This window comes from Mycobacterium sp. M23085 (assembly GCF_045343915.1).
Classification (GTDB): Bacteria; Actinomycetota; Actinomycetes; order Mycobacteriales; family Mycobacteriaceae; genus Mycobacterium.
The window spans coordinates 4,286,251-4,301,008 of the sequence record NZ_CP174280.1 but is presented as its reverse complement, the minus strand read 5'-3'; the positions used below and the strand labels follow the sequence as shown (position 1 = coordinate 4,301,008).

Sequence of the window (14,758 nt, the reverse complement as noted above, 5' to 3'; positions counted from 1 at the left end):
ATGTAGCCGACGGTGGGCCAGCTATCCGGTAGGGCCTTTGAGCGCCATGGCCAAAAAGTCCAGCCGCCACAGGTTCCTGAATAGCTTGTGCCCGAAATCTTGCAGCAGGGCCCTCTGTTCGTCGGGCACGTCACCGGCGCGTGCCACACATTCGATGATGTCCGCGATGGTGCGGCGGCCGTCGACGTGTTGGACGAAGGGCAGCTGGGCCGGGGTGAGTTTCTGCTTGCCGCCCGGCCAACGGATTTCGTCGCCGGACAACATGCACGCCGTGCGCAGCAGCGGTACGTAATCGAACGAAGCCGGTGCCGCGAAATCGACCGTGTACTGGTCCTTGGGACGTTCCGGGCGGCAGGCCAGGAAGAAGTGGGTGGCGTTGGCCGGCTGCAGGCGTTCCATCACCGACCACAGTTCGGCGTCGGGCAATTGATTCAACGCCGATTGGAACCCGCTCACCGGCGTAAGCATGTCGTGCGAGTAGTAGGGCGTCTTGTGAAACCATCCCTGGAATGCGAGTCCGGCCGCGGCGACCAGGTCCAGGCATTCCGCAACGGTGTAGCTTCGCGCACGACTGTGCAGGAACGTGTCGACCAGGGCACCGTCGGAGACGAGGTCTCGCGCGGCTTTCAGATAGCTGCGCACCGGATGGTCCGCCGGTAGCACCGCGATCGCCTCTTTTACCAACTGGACCGAGGCCTCGTCCTGCGACAGCCGGAGGTCGCGAAACACCGACTCGAGCATTTCGACGCCGATCCGGCCGTACTTCGCGTAGAGCATCACCGCGAGGACGCCGTCGCTGCGCAGGCACTGGCCCAGCGCCGTCAGCCCGGCCAGCGGATCGGCCATGTGGTGCAGGACGCCGCTGGAGACGATGAGGTCGAAGTCGCGCCCGAGCGCGGACACCTCTTCGATTGACAGCAGGCGCAGCTCCAAATTCTGTAGCCCGTGCTTGTCCTTCAGCCGCCTCTGGTGATTCAGGGCACTGCCGCTGACGTCGATCCCCACCACCTTGGCGCCGCGGTTCTTGAAGGCGAACAGGGCGGCCTGAAAGGTGCCGCAACCCGCGATCAGGATGTCGAGGTCCGGCTTGTACTCCCGGTCCGGCCACAACACCCTGTGGCACCAGAACGGATCGAACCAGTCCCAGTGCGTTTCGCTCCACGCCGCGAGATCGGCCACCGGGGGCGGATATTCCCACCGATCGTATTGGCGGGAGACACCGTCAGCGCTCGGATCCTCGGTCACTTCGGCACAAGCTCCTCCGCTGTCTGAGCGGCGTGAATCCGCTGGTGAGCCATCGAGACAGAATTGCCGAAGACAATTATGATTCGGCTTCTGCACCCAGGCATCGCCACGGAGGAGTCGACGAGTGAAGAACGCGGCACGGTTGGCCGGCCCGGTGGCTGTCGCGGTGGCCGGTTTGATCAGCATCGCCGTCGCGCCGATGGCGAGCGCCGACCCGGCGGATGACCAGTACCTGCAAACTCTGCGGTTACGCGGCCTGAGCTGGGCGGATGGCGCCGATCAGTCGATGATCAATGTGGGGCATGCCGTATGTACGGACTTCGACGGCGGGGACACGGCGTCCCAGACCATCGGCGATGTGAAGAAGTCGCTCGGGTTGAGCAGCGGCGGCGCCAACATCATCGTTGGCGCCGCGGTTGCGGCGTACTGCCCGCAAAACCGCGCCAAATTGTAGCGTCGCCAGCAGCGGCGGTGGCACCACAATCGGGTGCTGCGACGGGCGCTTACTGCTCCGAGTTTCAGAGCAAGTTTCTAGCCGCTCGGGGGTTTGCTGCCTGACGCCGGGAGCAGCCACTGGCGCTCCGGGATGATCATGCCGTGCCCCGTTTGCGCGACAGCTGTCCCGGCCGAGCGTCGCCGGACCCGTGATCCGGGTCAAGCGAGCGCGACCGCGACTTTCCGCGCCGTCGAACTCCAACGGGCGCTGAGGCTTTTGGCTCCGCCTCTTCTCGCCGATCGGGCCACCGCAGGCCCGGCGCGGGCAATCACCCGCGGGCGCGGCCACCCGTCCGCAATTAGCCAGATGTCTAATGTGCGGCGCAAACGGCAGTCGACTAATATCCGCGCGTCGCACGCAGTATCCGCGGACGGCCCCGGCGTTGAGGTGACGTCGCGGTGTCCACCGACGGAAGCTTGTTAAAACTATGACACTCGGCGTTAAGAAGCCGTAAACGGCTGTCACGTGTGCCTTTCCGACGGGAACGTGGGGCCAGTGAGTCGTTTAGCCTTTGCCTACGCACAGGCGACGTGACGTGAACACACAGGCCGACTCACCGCATGGGGATCGGCATTTTAGAACCCAAGGAGCAATAGATGTCGTTCGTAAAGACACTGCTTGCAGATTTGCTCGCCGCCCAGGGGCAGTTGACGTCAGTCAACAGCAATCTGGAAGCACAGAACGCGGGCGCCGCGTCGGCGACCACTGTCGTCTCGCCCGCCGCCTCCGACCCGGTATCGATCCAGCAAGCAGCACTCTTCTCGGCGTACGGCACCCAGTACCAAACGCTCGCCGCCCAGGCGCAAACCCAGCTGCAGCAGTACGCAGCCAACCTCGGAGTCAGTTCCAATAGCTACGGCGACACCGAGAGCACGAACGCGGCGGCGAACACCATTTCGAGCGCGGTGTCGAATGCGAGCAGTAGCTCCAGCTCCACCGGTGGTAGCACTATCGGGGACTTGATCGAAGACTTGGCCAACTTCCTGGGCAACAACAGCGCCACGGGGCTTTCCAGCAGCTTCTCGAACATCTTGAACATCGGTGGCGGTAACTGGGCCTCGGCCGCTTCCGACCTGCTCGGACTGGCAGGCGGTGGTCTGCTCGACACGTCCGCTGACGCCGCCGGCGCCGGGCTGGCCGCGGACGTCGCCGCCTCGCCGGGGCTGGGCGCGACTGGGGCAGCGGCCGGCGGGATGGTCGGCATGGGCGGGATGCCGGTGGCCTCGATGGGCTCGGCGACGATGGTCAGCAGCCTGGCGGTGCCGCCCAGTTGGGCTGGCGTGGCGCCGGTGGCCAGCGCAGTCACTCCGGTCCAGACGGTGGGTTGGACCGCGGCCGCACCGCAGGCCGGCGTTGGCACGGTCGTCCCCGGCATGCCCGGAATGGCAGCGGGCGCGCGCAGTTCCGCCGGCTTCGGCGCGCCGCGCTACGGCGTTAAGCCAATCGTCATGCCAAAGCCGAAGGCCATCTAGGCAGCCGGCGCCGTCACAACCACTCAACGTACCGCGAATTCGAACTAAGAAAAGGAACGGGATAGAAATGCTTGAAGGTTCACCACCGGAAATCATCTCGGGACTCATGTACGCGGGCTCGGGATCCGGGCCGATGATGGCCGCCGCAACGGCATACGCCAACCTGGCCGCCGAGGTCAGTACGACCGCAACCCAGTGGGAATCGATCATGTCGACGTTGACCACCGGCTCCTGGACGGGTGGCGGGTCGGCCGCGGCATCGGCTGCGGCCCAGCCGATTGTGGCCTACCTGCACCAGACCGCGGCGGCTCTCGAGCAGGCCGGTGCTCAGGCCACCGCGTCGGCGGCCGCGTACGAGGCGGCGTATGCGGCGACGGTGCCCCCCGCGACGATCACTGCCAACAGGACGCTGCTTTCGACGCTGGTCGCGACCAACTTCCTGGGCGTCAACTCGGCCGCCATCGCAGCCACTGAGGCGCAATACGCCGAGATGTGGGTCCAGGACTCCACGATGTATGCCACCTATCAGGCGTCGTCGGCGGCGTCCTCGGCCCTTCAGCCGGTGACGCCGCTGTCCTCGAACACCGATTCCTCCGCCCAGGCAGTCGGCACCAGCAGTTCCACCGCGAATTCCGCCTTGCAAAGCACGTCCGACGCCGTTGAGTCAACAGCCAGCACCACGACGCACACGTCGATCCTGGACGCGCTCAACGACTTGCTTGGCACTGGTTTCGTGGAAAACGGCATCAATGGTGCCGTTAACACCGCGGCCTGGTTCGTCATGAACACCATCCCGACGGCGGTGTCCCTGGGCCACACCCTGGGCGCCGTGCCGGCCATCGCGGTCGGCGACGTGGCACCCGATGGCGTCGCCGGCATCACGGAAGGCACCATGGTGGGCTCTGTGGCGCCGATGGGCGGATTAGGTGCCGCTGCGTCGGCGAGCGTCGGCGAGGCGTCCACGGTCGGCCGTCTGTCGGTGCCGTCCACGTGGTCTGCGGCCGCACCGGCGACGCAGTTGGCTTCGGCGGCCGCCCCGCTCGAGGGCTCGGGTTGGACCGTCGCCTCCGAAGCCGAACCCGTCACCGCGTTGCCCGGCATGCCGGGGATGGCGGCGGCAGCAAAGGGCGCCGGCGCCTACGGCAGCGGGCCGCGGTACGGCTTCAAGCCGATCGTCATGCCCAAACAGGTTGTCGTCTGAGCGGGTCTGCTGATATGGGAAAAAGGGGGTACACGTCACCCATTTGAGGCGAGCAATTTACCGGCAGGCCGTAACCTGTTTACAAAGCGGCCACCGCAACATCAATTACTACTGTTAAGACTTCGGCGAACTGAAGCTTCGAGATAGGAGATAGTCGACATGGCAACACGTTTTATGACCGACCCGCACGAGATGCGGGCGATGGCGGGCCGCTTCGAGGTGCACGCTCAGACCGTTGAGGACGAGGCTCGCAAGATGTGGGCGTCGTCGATGAACATCGCCGGCTCGGGCTGGAGCGGTCAGGCCCAGGCCACCTCGTACGACACCATGGGTCAGGTCAACCAGGCCTTCCGCAACATCGTCAACATGCTCCACGGAGTGCGCGACGGACTGATTCGCGACGCGAACAACTACGAGCAGCAAGAGCAGGCCTCGCAGCAAATCCTCAGCAGCTAGCAATCAAAACGGCTGTCGTCCAACACTTTTAAGGAGCTAAGTAAATGAGCATCAATTACCAGTTCGGCGACGTGGATGCCCACGGCGCGTTGATCCGCGCCCAGGCCGCGTCCTTGGAGGCTGAGCACCAGTCCATCGTTCGCGATGTGCTTGCTGCCGGCGACTTCTGGGGCGGTGCGGGTTCGGTGGCATGCCAGGAGTTCATCACCCAGTTGGGTCGCAACTTCCAGGTCATCTACGAGCAGGCCAACTCTCACGGACAGAAGGTTCAGTCCGCGGGCAGCAACATGGCCAGCACCGACAGCGCCGTCGGGTCCAGCTGGGCCTGACACCTCACCTCGACAACAGGGGCCGCACACCACATGGTGTGCGGCCCCTGTTTATTGACGAATGGGCTTGTGCGGCAACGGCGCAAGCCCCCCTTCACTGCAGGCCTCGGCTATCCGGCCGCCGGTGAACGCGGAAACAGCGAGGGGCGTAAGCCGATTCGGTGCACCGCGCCGTCGGACTCACGGCCGACCATCGCACCCAGCGGGAGCTTGGAGACACCGGAAGTGGTTGCCGGTGACGCCGCCGCGCCCAGCGGTCCCGGAGCGGGAGCGTCGAAGGCCGGCAACGGCGCAACCGACGACACCGTCTCGGCCCACGTCGGCGGCACCGACAGCGTGCCGAGCGACGACGCCTGACCGACACTCGCCGACGTGGCCGTGCCGAGTCCTCCCAGTTGCCCAAAGCTGCCCAGCGCGCCCATGCCGCCCAGGTTCCCCACGCCCGGCGCCGCGCCGCCTTCGGCGTCGATGATCGAACCCGCCCCCTCCATGTCGAGTCCGACGCCGTACACGTCCATGGCGACCCCGGCGCCGTCGCCGCCCAATCCGGCCCCATCGGCGCCCAGGCCGGCAAAATCGGAACCCAGGCCGATAGCGTCCGACGCCAGGCCGGCCGCCTGACCGGACCCCGCCGCACCGCCGAGGGCGGAGCCGACGCCCTGCACGGCTGCCACCCCGGTGCTCGCGCCCTTGGTGGCACTTTTGCTCGTGCCGGACAAGCCGGACAGCGCGCTGATCGGGGCGGAGGCTCCGGTCGACCCGAGCGAGGCCCCGGTGCCCACCGCGGCCGGCGACAAAGCCGTACCCGTCGATGAGCCCGGCGCGGAGAGGCCTTGCAGCGTTTGCGGCACCGAGGACATCGCGTGCGCCGAGGCCGTCTGGACGTGGCCGCCGGCCTGAGTCGCGGTCGCCTGCGCGACCGCGCCGGCCTGGCCGGTCATGCCGCCCGGATTCGTCGTCTGCGGTGGCGGCGTGAAGGCGCTGAAGGTCGAGGCGGTAGCCGAGCTGGCCGCATAGCCGTACATCGCGGCGGCATCCTGGGCCCACATCTCGCCGTACTGCGCCTCGGTGGCCATGATCGCGGGGGTGTTCTGTCCGAGGAAATTGGTCGCGATCAGCGCCATCAGCTGAGCTCGGTTGGCCGCGATGAGCGGCGGCGGCACCGTCATCACGTAGGCGGTTTCGTACGCGGCCGTGGCGGCCGCGGCCTGCAGGCCCGACTGCTCACATTGCTCGGCGGTGGCCCGCAGCCACAACACGTACGGCGCGACCGCGGCCGCCATCGACATCGACGTCGGGCCCAACCACTCGCTGGTCAAGGTGGCGATCACCGACTCATAGCCACCGGCGGCGGCGCTCAGCTCGGCGGCCAGTGCGTCCCAGGCCGCCGCAGCGGACAGCAGCGTCCCGGGGCCGGGGCCCACATACATCCGACCGGAGTTGACTTCCGGCGGCAGTGCGCCGAAATCCATGGCTTGCCTGCTTTCTACTGAAGTTTGCTGGGTGGGCCGAACGGTGATGACCCGCCGCGGCCCGGCACCCGGGCGCGTCCCCGCGGAAACGATGTGCCGCATCGGCGGTGGCCGCCGTCGCGTGCGTCGGGGCGGCGGCGCGGATCCGGCTCGGCGTGTCGAACAGTGTTCGGGATTTCGCGCAACCGCTGTGCACCACGAAATGCAGGTCAATCAACCAGTATTCGTACACCACGTAACTTGAACGTTATGAAGATCGGGACACCGTCTTCCCCCGCCGGCGTGCATACGTGTCAACATCCGACGGCTTCGCTGCACCGCAGCGCTCGTTAGGTGAAATGTGTTTAGCCACCGTTGATTTGGCGACATCGACCGTGCACCGGATCGCTACCGTCAAACCAACGACTCTGCAGTCCAGTATTTTTCGCATGACAGGTCATCTCAAGCCGACACACGCCGCACATAGAGAACACATATTTGAGCCGCGTCGGATGTCTGCTGGCCGACAAAGCTACATTTGAGAATTCTATGAACTCCGTGACAGTTCCGTGTGTGGCTTGCCACAATGTAGGAACATGACCGCAATGCCGGGATACTCAGGCGCGCAGCGCCCACGCCAAGCCATCCTGGGACAGCTGCCCAGGATCTATCGTGCCGACGGATCACCCATCAGGGTTTTGCTGGTCGATGACGAGCCGGCGCTGACCAATCTGGTGAAGATGGCGCTTCACTACGAAGGCTGGGTGGTCGACATCGCCCACAACGGACGGGAGGCCTTGGCCAAGTTCGACCGGGTCAGCCCCGATGTCCTCGTCCTCGACATCATGCTTCCCGACGTGGACGGGTTGCGAATCCTGGAACGTGTCCGCCAATCCGACGCCTACACGCCCACGTTGTTCCTCACCGCGCGCGACTCGGTGATGGACCGGGTCACCGGCCTGACCGCGGGTGCCGACGACTACATGACCAAGCCGTTCAGTCTCGAGGAACTGGTCGCCCGGTTGCGCGGGTTGCTGCGCCGGTCCGGCCAGCAGCCCACACCGACCGCCGAAACCCTCAAAGTCGGTGACCTCAAGGTAGACAGCGCCAGCCGGGAAGTCACCCGTGATGGCGACCCGATATCGCTGTCCTCCACCGAATTCGAACTGCTGCGCTTCCTGATGCGCAATCCCCGGCGCGCGCTGAGCCGCACCGAGATCCTGGACCGTGTCTGGAATTACGACTTCGCCGGACGCACCAGCATCGTGGATCTCTACATCTCATACCTGAGAAAGAAGATCGATTCCGGGCGGGAACCGATGATTCATACCGTCCGCGGCGTGGGGTACATGCTGCGGCCGGCGGAATGACGCAACACCGCGGCACCACCTCCGGGGGCTTTCCCCGGTGGTTTCCCCATTCGTTACGCCGCCAGCTGCTGTTGGGGGTGCTGGCCGTGGTCAGCGTGGTGCTGGTGACGGTCGGCATCGTCTCGGTGCTGAGCCTGCGTGGCTATGTCAACGCCATGAGCGACGCGGACGTCGCCGAGTCCCTGGACGCGTTGAGCCACCAGTACACCAAATACCGCAACGGCGAACATGCTTCGCCGCATCCCGGCACCCCGCCGATCGCCCAGGCGATGCTGGAGTTCACCGGGCAGACGCCGGGAAACCTGATCGCCGTGCTGCACGACGGCACCGTGATCGGCTCGGCGGTTTTCTCCGAGGACGAACCGAAACCCGCGCCGGCCGACGTCGTCCGCGACCTGCAAGCCCAGTCGTGGAGTGACGGACCGCCGCGCACCGAAATGCTCGGCCGGCTGGGACCTCACCGCGTGGACAGCACCATCGTCGGGTCCGACGTCCTCGTGGTCGGGGTGTCGCAGAACCTCGCCGACCGGATCATCGCCCGCAAACAGCTCACCACCATCGTGCTCACCGCGGCGGCGTTGGTCCTCACTGCCGGGCTCACCGGGTGGGTGGTCGGCTACACGCTTCGTCCGCTGCGCCGGCTCGCGGCGATCGCCGCCGGTGTCGCCGCCATGCCGCTGACCGGCGACGACCACCGGATCAGCGTCCGGGTACCGCCGCAGGACACCGACCCGCACAACGAGGTCGGGATCGTCGGGCACACGCTGAACCGCTTGCTGGACAACGTCGATAGCGCGCTGGCGCATCGGGTCGACTCTGATCTGCGGATGCGCCAATTCATCACCGATGCCAGCCACGAATTGCGCACCCCCCTGGCCGCCATTCAGGGCTATGCCGAACTCACCCGTCAGGACAGCTCGGCGCTGCCGCCCACCACCGAGTACGCGCTGGCCCGAATCGAATCCGAAGCCCGGCGGATGGCTCTGCTCGTCGACGAGTTGCTCCTGCTATCCCGCCTGGGCGAAGGGCAAGACCTGCAATCCGAGGACGTCGACCTGGCAGAGGTGGTCAGCAACGCGGTCAATGACGCGACCGTGGCGGCCCCGACGCACCACTGGGTCAAAGACCTGCCGGACGGGCCGGTATGGGTGCGGGGCGATCATGCCCGGCTGCATCAGCTGGTCAGCAATCTGCTCAGCAATGCCCACGTACACACCCCGCCGGGGGTGACGGTGACAACCGGAATCACCTGCAGCCGCGAGGGTCCCGAGCCGCCTTACGCGGAATTGACCGTCGCCGACGACGGTCCGGGCATCGACGCGGAGCTGCTGCCCAAGTTGTTCGAGCGGTTCGTTCGGGCCGACCGGTCGAGATCCAACGGCTCGGGCAATGGCCTGGGGCTGGCCATCGTCAGTTCGATCGTCAAGGCCCATCATGGTTCGGTCACCGCCGAATCCACCAAGGGCAGCACGGTTTTCCGGGTACGGCTGCCGTTGATCTCGGTCGCCGAACAACCACCGCGTTAGCTCGCACGGTGCGTGAATGTCGTTGTCGCATCACGTTATTGCGGACGCCGCCGGCCTCTCGGTCCTGACCGTAGCCGTGGCCGGGCCGGCGCCGGCCGGATGCCGCCGTAGGGGGCGTTAAGAAACCGTAAAGGTGCACTGCGCGCCCGTTAGGAAACCGTCAACCGGGCGCCCCGGCGGATGACGTCCCGATACTTTCAAGCTGATCTTGGCTGGCGAGACCGCGGTGTGGCCGGCTCGCCGAGGTCTCTTTCGTATGCACTGATTGGCGCGGGACGGAGAAATGATGGGCGTGCTGGTGTATCTCGTGCTGACCGTGGCGGTGTTCGCCGCACTCGGCCTGGTCCAGAAGTTGGTCGAGCGGTTGTGAACTACGAAAATTCCGTCGGCTTGGTACTTTCCGTCGTTCTCGCGCTGTACCTGGCGGGCGCCCTGCTGTTCCCGGAGAAGTTCTAGTGAGCACGACAACTGCGGGGCTGATCTTCCTCGCCGTTCTCGTCGTCGCACTCGTGGCGGTACATGTGCCCTTCGGGGACTACATGTATCGGGTCTACACATCGGACAAGGACTCCTCCGCCGAGCGGGTGATCTACCGGCTCATCGGCGTCGATTCGCGCTCGGAGCAGACGTGGGGCGCGTACGCCCGAAGCGTCCTGGCGTTCAGCTCGATCAGCATCCTGTTCCTGTTCGCATTCCAGCTCGTGCAGGGCAAGCTGCCGCTGCACCTGCATGACCCGGCCACGCAAATGACCCCTGGTCTGGCGTGGAACAGCGCGGTCAGCTTCGTCACCAACACCAACTGGCAGGCATATTCCGGCGAATCGACGCAGGGGCATCTGGTGCAGATGGCCGGTTTGGCGGTGCAGAACTTCGTCTCGGCCGCCGTCGGCATGGCGGTGGCGATAGCGCTGGTGCGCGGCTTTGCCCGCAAGCGCACCGGCAATCTGGGCAACTTCTGGGTCGACCTGGTGCGCACCGTGCTGCGCATCCTGCTGCCCGTCGCGATCGTCGGTGCGATCGTGTTGATCGCCGGAGGCGTGATCCAGAACTTCCACCTGCACGACCAGGTCGTCACCACCCTTGGCGGCGCCCAGCAGACAGTCACCGGCGGCCCGGTGGCCAGCCAGGAGGTCATCAAGGAGTTCGGCACCAACGGCGGCGGGTTCTACAACGCGAACTCAGCGCACCCGTTTGAGAACCCGACGGCGTGGACCAACTGGATTGAGATTTTCCTGCTGCTGGCCATCAGCTTCTCGCTGCCACGCACGTTTGGGCGCATGGTGGGCAGCACTAAGCAGGGCTATGCGATCGCATCGGTCATGGCGAGCCTCTACCTGATCAGCGTGTCGTTCATGATGTGGTTCCAGCTGCAGCACCACGGCACGGTCCCGACCGCCATTGGGTCTGCCATGGAGGGCGTCGAGCAGCGGTTCGGCGTCGCCGACTCGGCGGTGTTCGCCGACTCGACGACGCTCACCTCCACCGGTGCCGTCGACTCGTTCCACGACTCGTACACGAGCCTGGGCGGGATGATCACGATGTTCAACATGCAGCTCGGCGAGGTCGCGCCGGGCGGCACCGGCTCGGGCCTCTACGGCATGCTGATCCTGGCGGTGATTACCGTCTTCGTCGCCGGGCTGATGGTGGGACGCACGCCCGAATACCTTGGCAAGAAGATCAACCCCCGCGAAATCAAGCTTGCCGCAAGCTATTTCCTGGTGACCCCGCTGATCGTGCTGATGGGCACCGCGATCGCGATGGCGCTGCCCGGCGAGCGCGCCGGCATGCTGAACACCGGCCCGCACGGGCTGTCGGAAGTGCTGTACGCGTTCACCTCCGCCGCCAACAACAACGGGTCCGCCTTCGCCGGGATCAGCGTCAATACCAACTGGTACAACACCGCCCTGGGGCTGGCCATGGTCTTCGGCCGATTCCTGCCGATGGTGCTGGTGCTCGCCCTCGCCGGCTCGCTCGCCAAGCAGGGCATGACGCCGGAATCGGCAGGCACGTTGCCAACTCACCGGCCGCAGTTCGTCGGCATGGTCGCCGGCGTCACCGTGATCCTCGTCGCCCTCACCTTCCTGCCGATGCTCGCCCTCGGCCCTCTCGCTGAAGGAATCCACTGATGACCGCAACCGCCATCGATCCGGCTGAGCAGACGCAGCCAGCGGACCACGCCGGCCCGAAACGGGTTCAGGGTGGCCTGCTCGACCCGAAGATGCTGTGGAAGTCCACCCCGGACGCGTTGCGCAAGCTCGACCCGCGCACCCTGTGGCGCAACCCGGTGATGTTCATCGTCGAAATCGGCGCCGCCTGGAGCACCGTGCTGGCGATCATCAACCCGACATGGTTCGCGTGGCTGACTGTGGCCTGGCTCTGGCTGACCGTGCTGTTCGCGAACCTCGCCGAGGCGGTGGCCGAAGGCCGGGGCAAGGCCCAGGCAGAGACGCTGCGCCGGGCCAAAAGCCACACCCTGGCACGACGGCTCAAGGATTACCAGCCCGGCGGCCCGGCGGTCGAGGAGGAAATCGCGGCACCATTGCTGCAACAAGGTGACGTCGTCGTAGTCGAGGCCGGGCAGGTCATACCGGGTGACGGGGACGTGGTGGAAGGCATTGCCTCCGTTGATGAATCGGCGATCACGGGTGAGTCGGCGCCGGTGATCCGCGAGTCCGGTGGTGACCGCTCGGCGGTCACCGGCGGCACCACCGTGCTGAGCGATCGGATCATCGTGCAGATCACCCAGAAGCCCGGGGAAAGCTTTATCGACCGGATGATCGCGCTCGTCGAAGGTGCCAACCGGCAGAAGACGCCCAACGAGATCGCGCTGAACATCCTGCTGGCCGCGTTGACGATCATCTTCGTTTTCGCCGTCGCCACCCTGCAGCCGCTGGCGATCTACTCGAAAATGAACAATCCCGGGGTCCCAGACACGCAGGCGCTCAACACAAACGGCGTCACCGGAATCGTCATGGTGGCGCTGCTGGTGTGCCTGATCCCGACCACCATCGGCGCACTGCTCTCAGCCATCGGCATCGCCGGCATGGACCGGCTGGTGCAACGCAACGTGCTGGCCATGTCCGGGCGGGCGGTGGAGGCCGCGGGCGACGTCAACACGCTGCTGCTGGACAAGACGGGCACCATCACCCTGGGCAACCGGCAGGCCACGGCCTTCGTCCCCCTCGATGGAGTCACCAACGAGCAACTGGCCGACGCCGCGCAGCTGTCCAGCCTCGCCGACGAGACACCCGAAGGACGCTCGATCGTCGTATATGCCAAGCGGCATTTCGGGCTGCGCGCGCGCACACCGGGCGAACTCTCCCAGGCCCAATGGGTGGCCTTCTCCGCCACCACCCGGATGTCGGGTGTCGACCTCAACGGGCACCTGCTGCGCAAGGGTGCGGCCAGCTCGGTCGCGGAATGGGTTCGCGGGCAAGGCGGGAAGGTTCCGCATCAGCTCGGCGAGATCGTCGACGGCATTTCCGCCGCCGGCGGCACCCCGCTGGTCGTCGGGGAGTCCGTGAACGACGAGGCGGTGGTGCTCGGTGTCGTCCACCTCAAGGACGTCGTCAAGCAGGGCATGCGCGAACGCTTCGACGAGATGCGCAAGATGGGCATCCGGACGGTGATGATCACCGGCGATAACCCGTTGACCGCCAAGGCGATTGCCGACGAGGCCGGGGTCGACGACTTCCTCGCCGAGGCCACACCCGAGGACAAGCTCGCCCTGATCAAGCGTGAGCAGGAGGGCGGCAAGCTGGTCGCGATGACCGGCGACGGCACCAACGATGCTCCGGCGCTGGCTCAGGCCGACGTGGGCGTGGCGATGAACACGGGAACGTCGGCCGCCAAAGAGGCCGGCAACATGGTCGACCTGGACTCCGACCCCACCAAGCTCATCGAGATCGTCGAGATCGGCAAGCAGCTTCTCATCACCCGCGGAGCGCTGACCACCTTCTCGATCGCCAACGACATCGCGAAATACTTCGCGATCATCCCGGCGATGTTCGTCGCGCTGTTCCCCGGGCTGGACATGATCAACATCATGCGGCTGCACAGCCCGCAGTCGGCGATCCTGTCGGCGGTGATCTTCAACGCGGTGGTCATCGTGGCGCTGATCCCGCTGTCGCTGCGCGGTGTGCGCTACACGCCGAGCAGCGCATCAAAGCTGTTGAGCCGCAATCTCTACATCTACGGCCTCGGCGGCATCGTCGCCCCGTTCATCGGGATCAAGGCAATCGACCTGATCATCCAATTCGTCCCAGGGATGTCCTGACATGAAGTTCTCGAATTTCGTCCGCATGCACTGGGCGGCCTTCCGCGCGTTGCTGGTGCTGACCGTGATCACCGGTCTGGCCTACCCCCTGTTCATCTGGCTGGTCGCGCAACTGCCCGGACTGCACGATAAGGCCGAGGGGTCGATCCTGACCGCCAACGGCAAGCCGGTCGGCAGCCGGCTGATCGGTCAGCTGTTCACCGACAAGGACGGCAACCCCTTGCCGCGATACTTCCAAAGTCGCCCGTCGGCGGCCGGCAACGGCTATGACCCGCTGTCGTCGAGTGCGAGCAACCTCGGGCCGGAAAGCATCGTCGACACACCCGCCGACCCCGCGCAGCTGGCGGCCGGCAAGTCCGCCTCCGACGCGGGCTTCAAGCCGAGCCTGCTGACCACGGTGTGCTCGCGCAGCGCCGCGGTGGGCGAGCTCGAAGGTGTCGACGGGTCACGTCCGTTCTGCACCGGCGGCGGCGTCGGTGCAGTGCTGTCGGTGATCGGACCCCGCGACGCCCGCGGCAATGTCATCCACCCCAGCCGCGTGGTCAGCGTCAACGAGCCTTGCCAGACGACGTCGGCCCCGTTCCTGACCCTCTACGAGGGTGTGCGGGTCGAATGCGCCAAGTACGGCGAGGACTACACGATCGGCCAGATCGTGCCGATCCGCGGCGCCGCGCCCGCCGCCCCTGCCGTGCCCACCGACGCCGTCACCGCCAGCGGCAGCGGCCTGGACCCGAATATCTCACCGGCCTACGCCGACATCCAGGTCGCCCGGGTGGCCAAAGCCCGGCACGTCAGCGCGGATCAGATTCGTGCGCTGGTAGCCCAGTACACAAGCGGGCGCACCCTTGGGGTTTTCGGGGAACCGTGCGTCAACGTGTTGCAACTGAACCTGCAACTCGATCGCCGGTATCCGGTTACGGGCTAGCTTCAAGGAGG

14 protein-coding genes are annotated in these 14,758 nt (G+C 66.0%); 12 read left to right on the top strand and 2 right to left on the bottom strand.

Translation table 11 applies throughout. The features are described from left to right. Positions 1–21: 21 nt before the first annotated feature. Positions 22–1,245, bottom strand: a complete 1,224-nt coding sequence (locus tag ACIUM1_RS20300) for a class I SAM-dependent methyltransferase (protein ID WP_406814371.1) — start codon at positions 1,243–1,245, stop codon at positions 22–24. A gap of 124 nt (positions 1,246–1,369) precedes the next feature. On the opposite strand from ACIUM1_RS20300, the gene ACIUM1_RS20295 reads away from it, so the two are divergent. The 5 genes from ACIUM1_RS20295 (at position 1,370) to ACIUM1_RS20275 (ending at position 5,199) form a co-directional block, all read left to right on the top strand. Beyond that, positions 1,370–1,699, top strand: coding sequence for a DUF732 domain-containing protein (locus tag ACIUM1_RS20295; RefSeq protein WP_406814370.1), 330 nt, complete (start codon positions 1,370–1,372; stop codon positions 1,697–1,699). Between the two features lie 638 nt (positions 1,700–2,337). Then, positions 2,338–3,213 (top strand): PPE family protein, SVP subgroup, encoded by an 876-nt coding sequence (locus tag ACIUM1_RS20290; protein WP_406814369.1) that lies wholly within the window; start codon positions 2,338–2,340, stop codon positions 3,211–3,213. 67 nt (positions 3,214–3,280) lie between these two features. Then, a complete protein-coding gene (locus tag ACIUM1_RS20285; protein ID WP_406814368.1) occupies positions 3,281–4,414 on the top strand; it encodes a PPE family protein in 1,134 nt (377 codons plus the stop codon). Positions 4,415–4,573: 159 nt separating this feature from the next. Continuing rightward, the gene (locus tag ACIUM1_RS20280; RefSeq protein ID WP_007168951.1) at positions 4,574–4,870 is read left to right on the top strand and encodes a WXG100 family type VII secretion target; all 297 of its coding nucleotides are present in this window, start codon (positions 4,574–4,576) and stop codon (positions 4,868–4,870) included. Positions 4,871–4,914: 44 nt separating this feature from the next. Further along, positions 4,915–5,199, top strand: a complete 285-nt coding sequence (locus tag ACIUM1_RS20275) for a WXG100 family type VII secretion target (RefSeq protein ID WP_406814367.1) — start codon at positions 4,915–4,917, stop codon at positions 5,197–5,199. Between the two features lie 110 nt (positions 5,200–5,309). On the opposite strand, the gene ACIUM1_RS20270 is transcribed toward ACIUM1_RS20275, so the two are convergent. Beyond that, the gene (locus ACIUM1_RS20270) at positions 5,310–6,671 is read right to left on the bottom strand and encodes a PPE family protein (protein WP_406814366.1); all 1,362 of its coding nucleotides are present in this window, start codon (positions 6,669–6,671) and stop codon (positions 5,310–5,312) included. Between the two features lie 575 nt (positions 6,672–7,246). On the opposite strand from ACIUM1_RS20270, the gene ACIUM1_RS20265 reads away from it, so the two are divergent. The 7 genes from ACIUM1_RS20265 to ACIUM1_RS20235 all read left to right on the top strand — a co-directional run bounded on the left by ACIUM1_RS20265 (position 7,247) and on the right by ACIUM1_RS20235 (position 14,747). Beyond that, positions 7,247–8,020 (top strand): response regulator transcription factor, encoded by a 774-nt coding sequence (locus ACIUM1_RS20265; protein WP_406814365.1) that lies wholly within the window; start codon positions 7,247–7,249, stop codon positions 8,018–8,020. Beyond that, complete coding sequence (locus ACIUM1_RS20260; RefSeq protein ID WP_406814364.1) at positions 8,017–9,546, top strand: sensor histidine kinase; 1,530 nt, start codon at positions 8,017–8,019, stop codon at positions 9,544–9,546. Before ACIUM1_RS20265 ends, ACIUM1_RS20260 begins: the two co-directional genes overlap by 4 nt. 286 nt (positions 9,547–9,832) lie before the next feature. After that, positions 9,833–9,916: a potassium ABC transporter ATPase gene (locus ACIUM1_RS20255; protein WP_406817775.1), complete on the top strand. Its 84-nt coding sequence runs from the start codon at positions 9,833–9,835 to the stop codon at positions 9,914–9,916. Further along, positions 9,913–10,002: a K(+)-transporting ATPase subunit F gene (kdpF, locus tag ACIUM1_RS20250; RefSeq protein ID WP_406814363.1), complete on the top strand. Its 90-nt coding sequence runs from the start codon at positions 9,913–9,915 to the stop codon at positions 10,000–10,002. The genes ACIUM1_RS20255 and kdpF overlap by 4 nt, the downstream gene beginning before the upstream one ends. Continuing rightward, positions 10,002–11,672: a potassium-transporting ATPase subunit KdpA gene (kdpA, locus tag ACIUM1_RS20245; RefSeq protein WP_406814362.1), complete on the top strand. Its 1,671-nt coding sequence runs from the start codon at positions 10,002–10,004 to the stop codon at positions 11,670–11,672. The genes kdpF and kdpA overlap by 1 nt, the downstream gene beginning before the upstream one ends. Next, the gene (gene kdpB, locus ACIUM1_RS20240) at positions 11,672–13,822 is read left to right on the top strand and encodes a potassium-transporting ATPase subunit KdpB (protein WP_406814361.1); all 2,151 of its coding nucleotides are present in this window, start codon (positions 11,672–11,674) and stop codon (positions 13,820–13,822) included. The genes kdpA and kdpB overlap by 1 nt, the downstream gene beginning before the upstream one ends. A gap of 1 nt (position 13,823) precedes the next feature. Further along, positions 13,824–14,747 (top strand): potassium-transporting ATPase subunit C, encoded by a 924-nt coding sequence (locus ACIUM1_RS20235; protein WP_406814360.1) that lies wholly within the window; start codon positions 13,824–13,826, stop codon positions 14,745–14,747. The last annotated feature ends 11 nt before the right edge of the window (positions 14,748–14,758 follow it).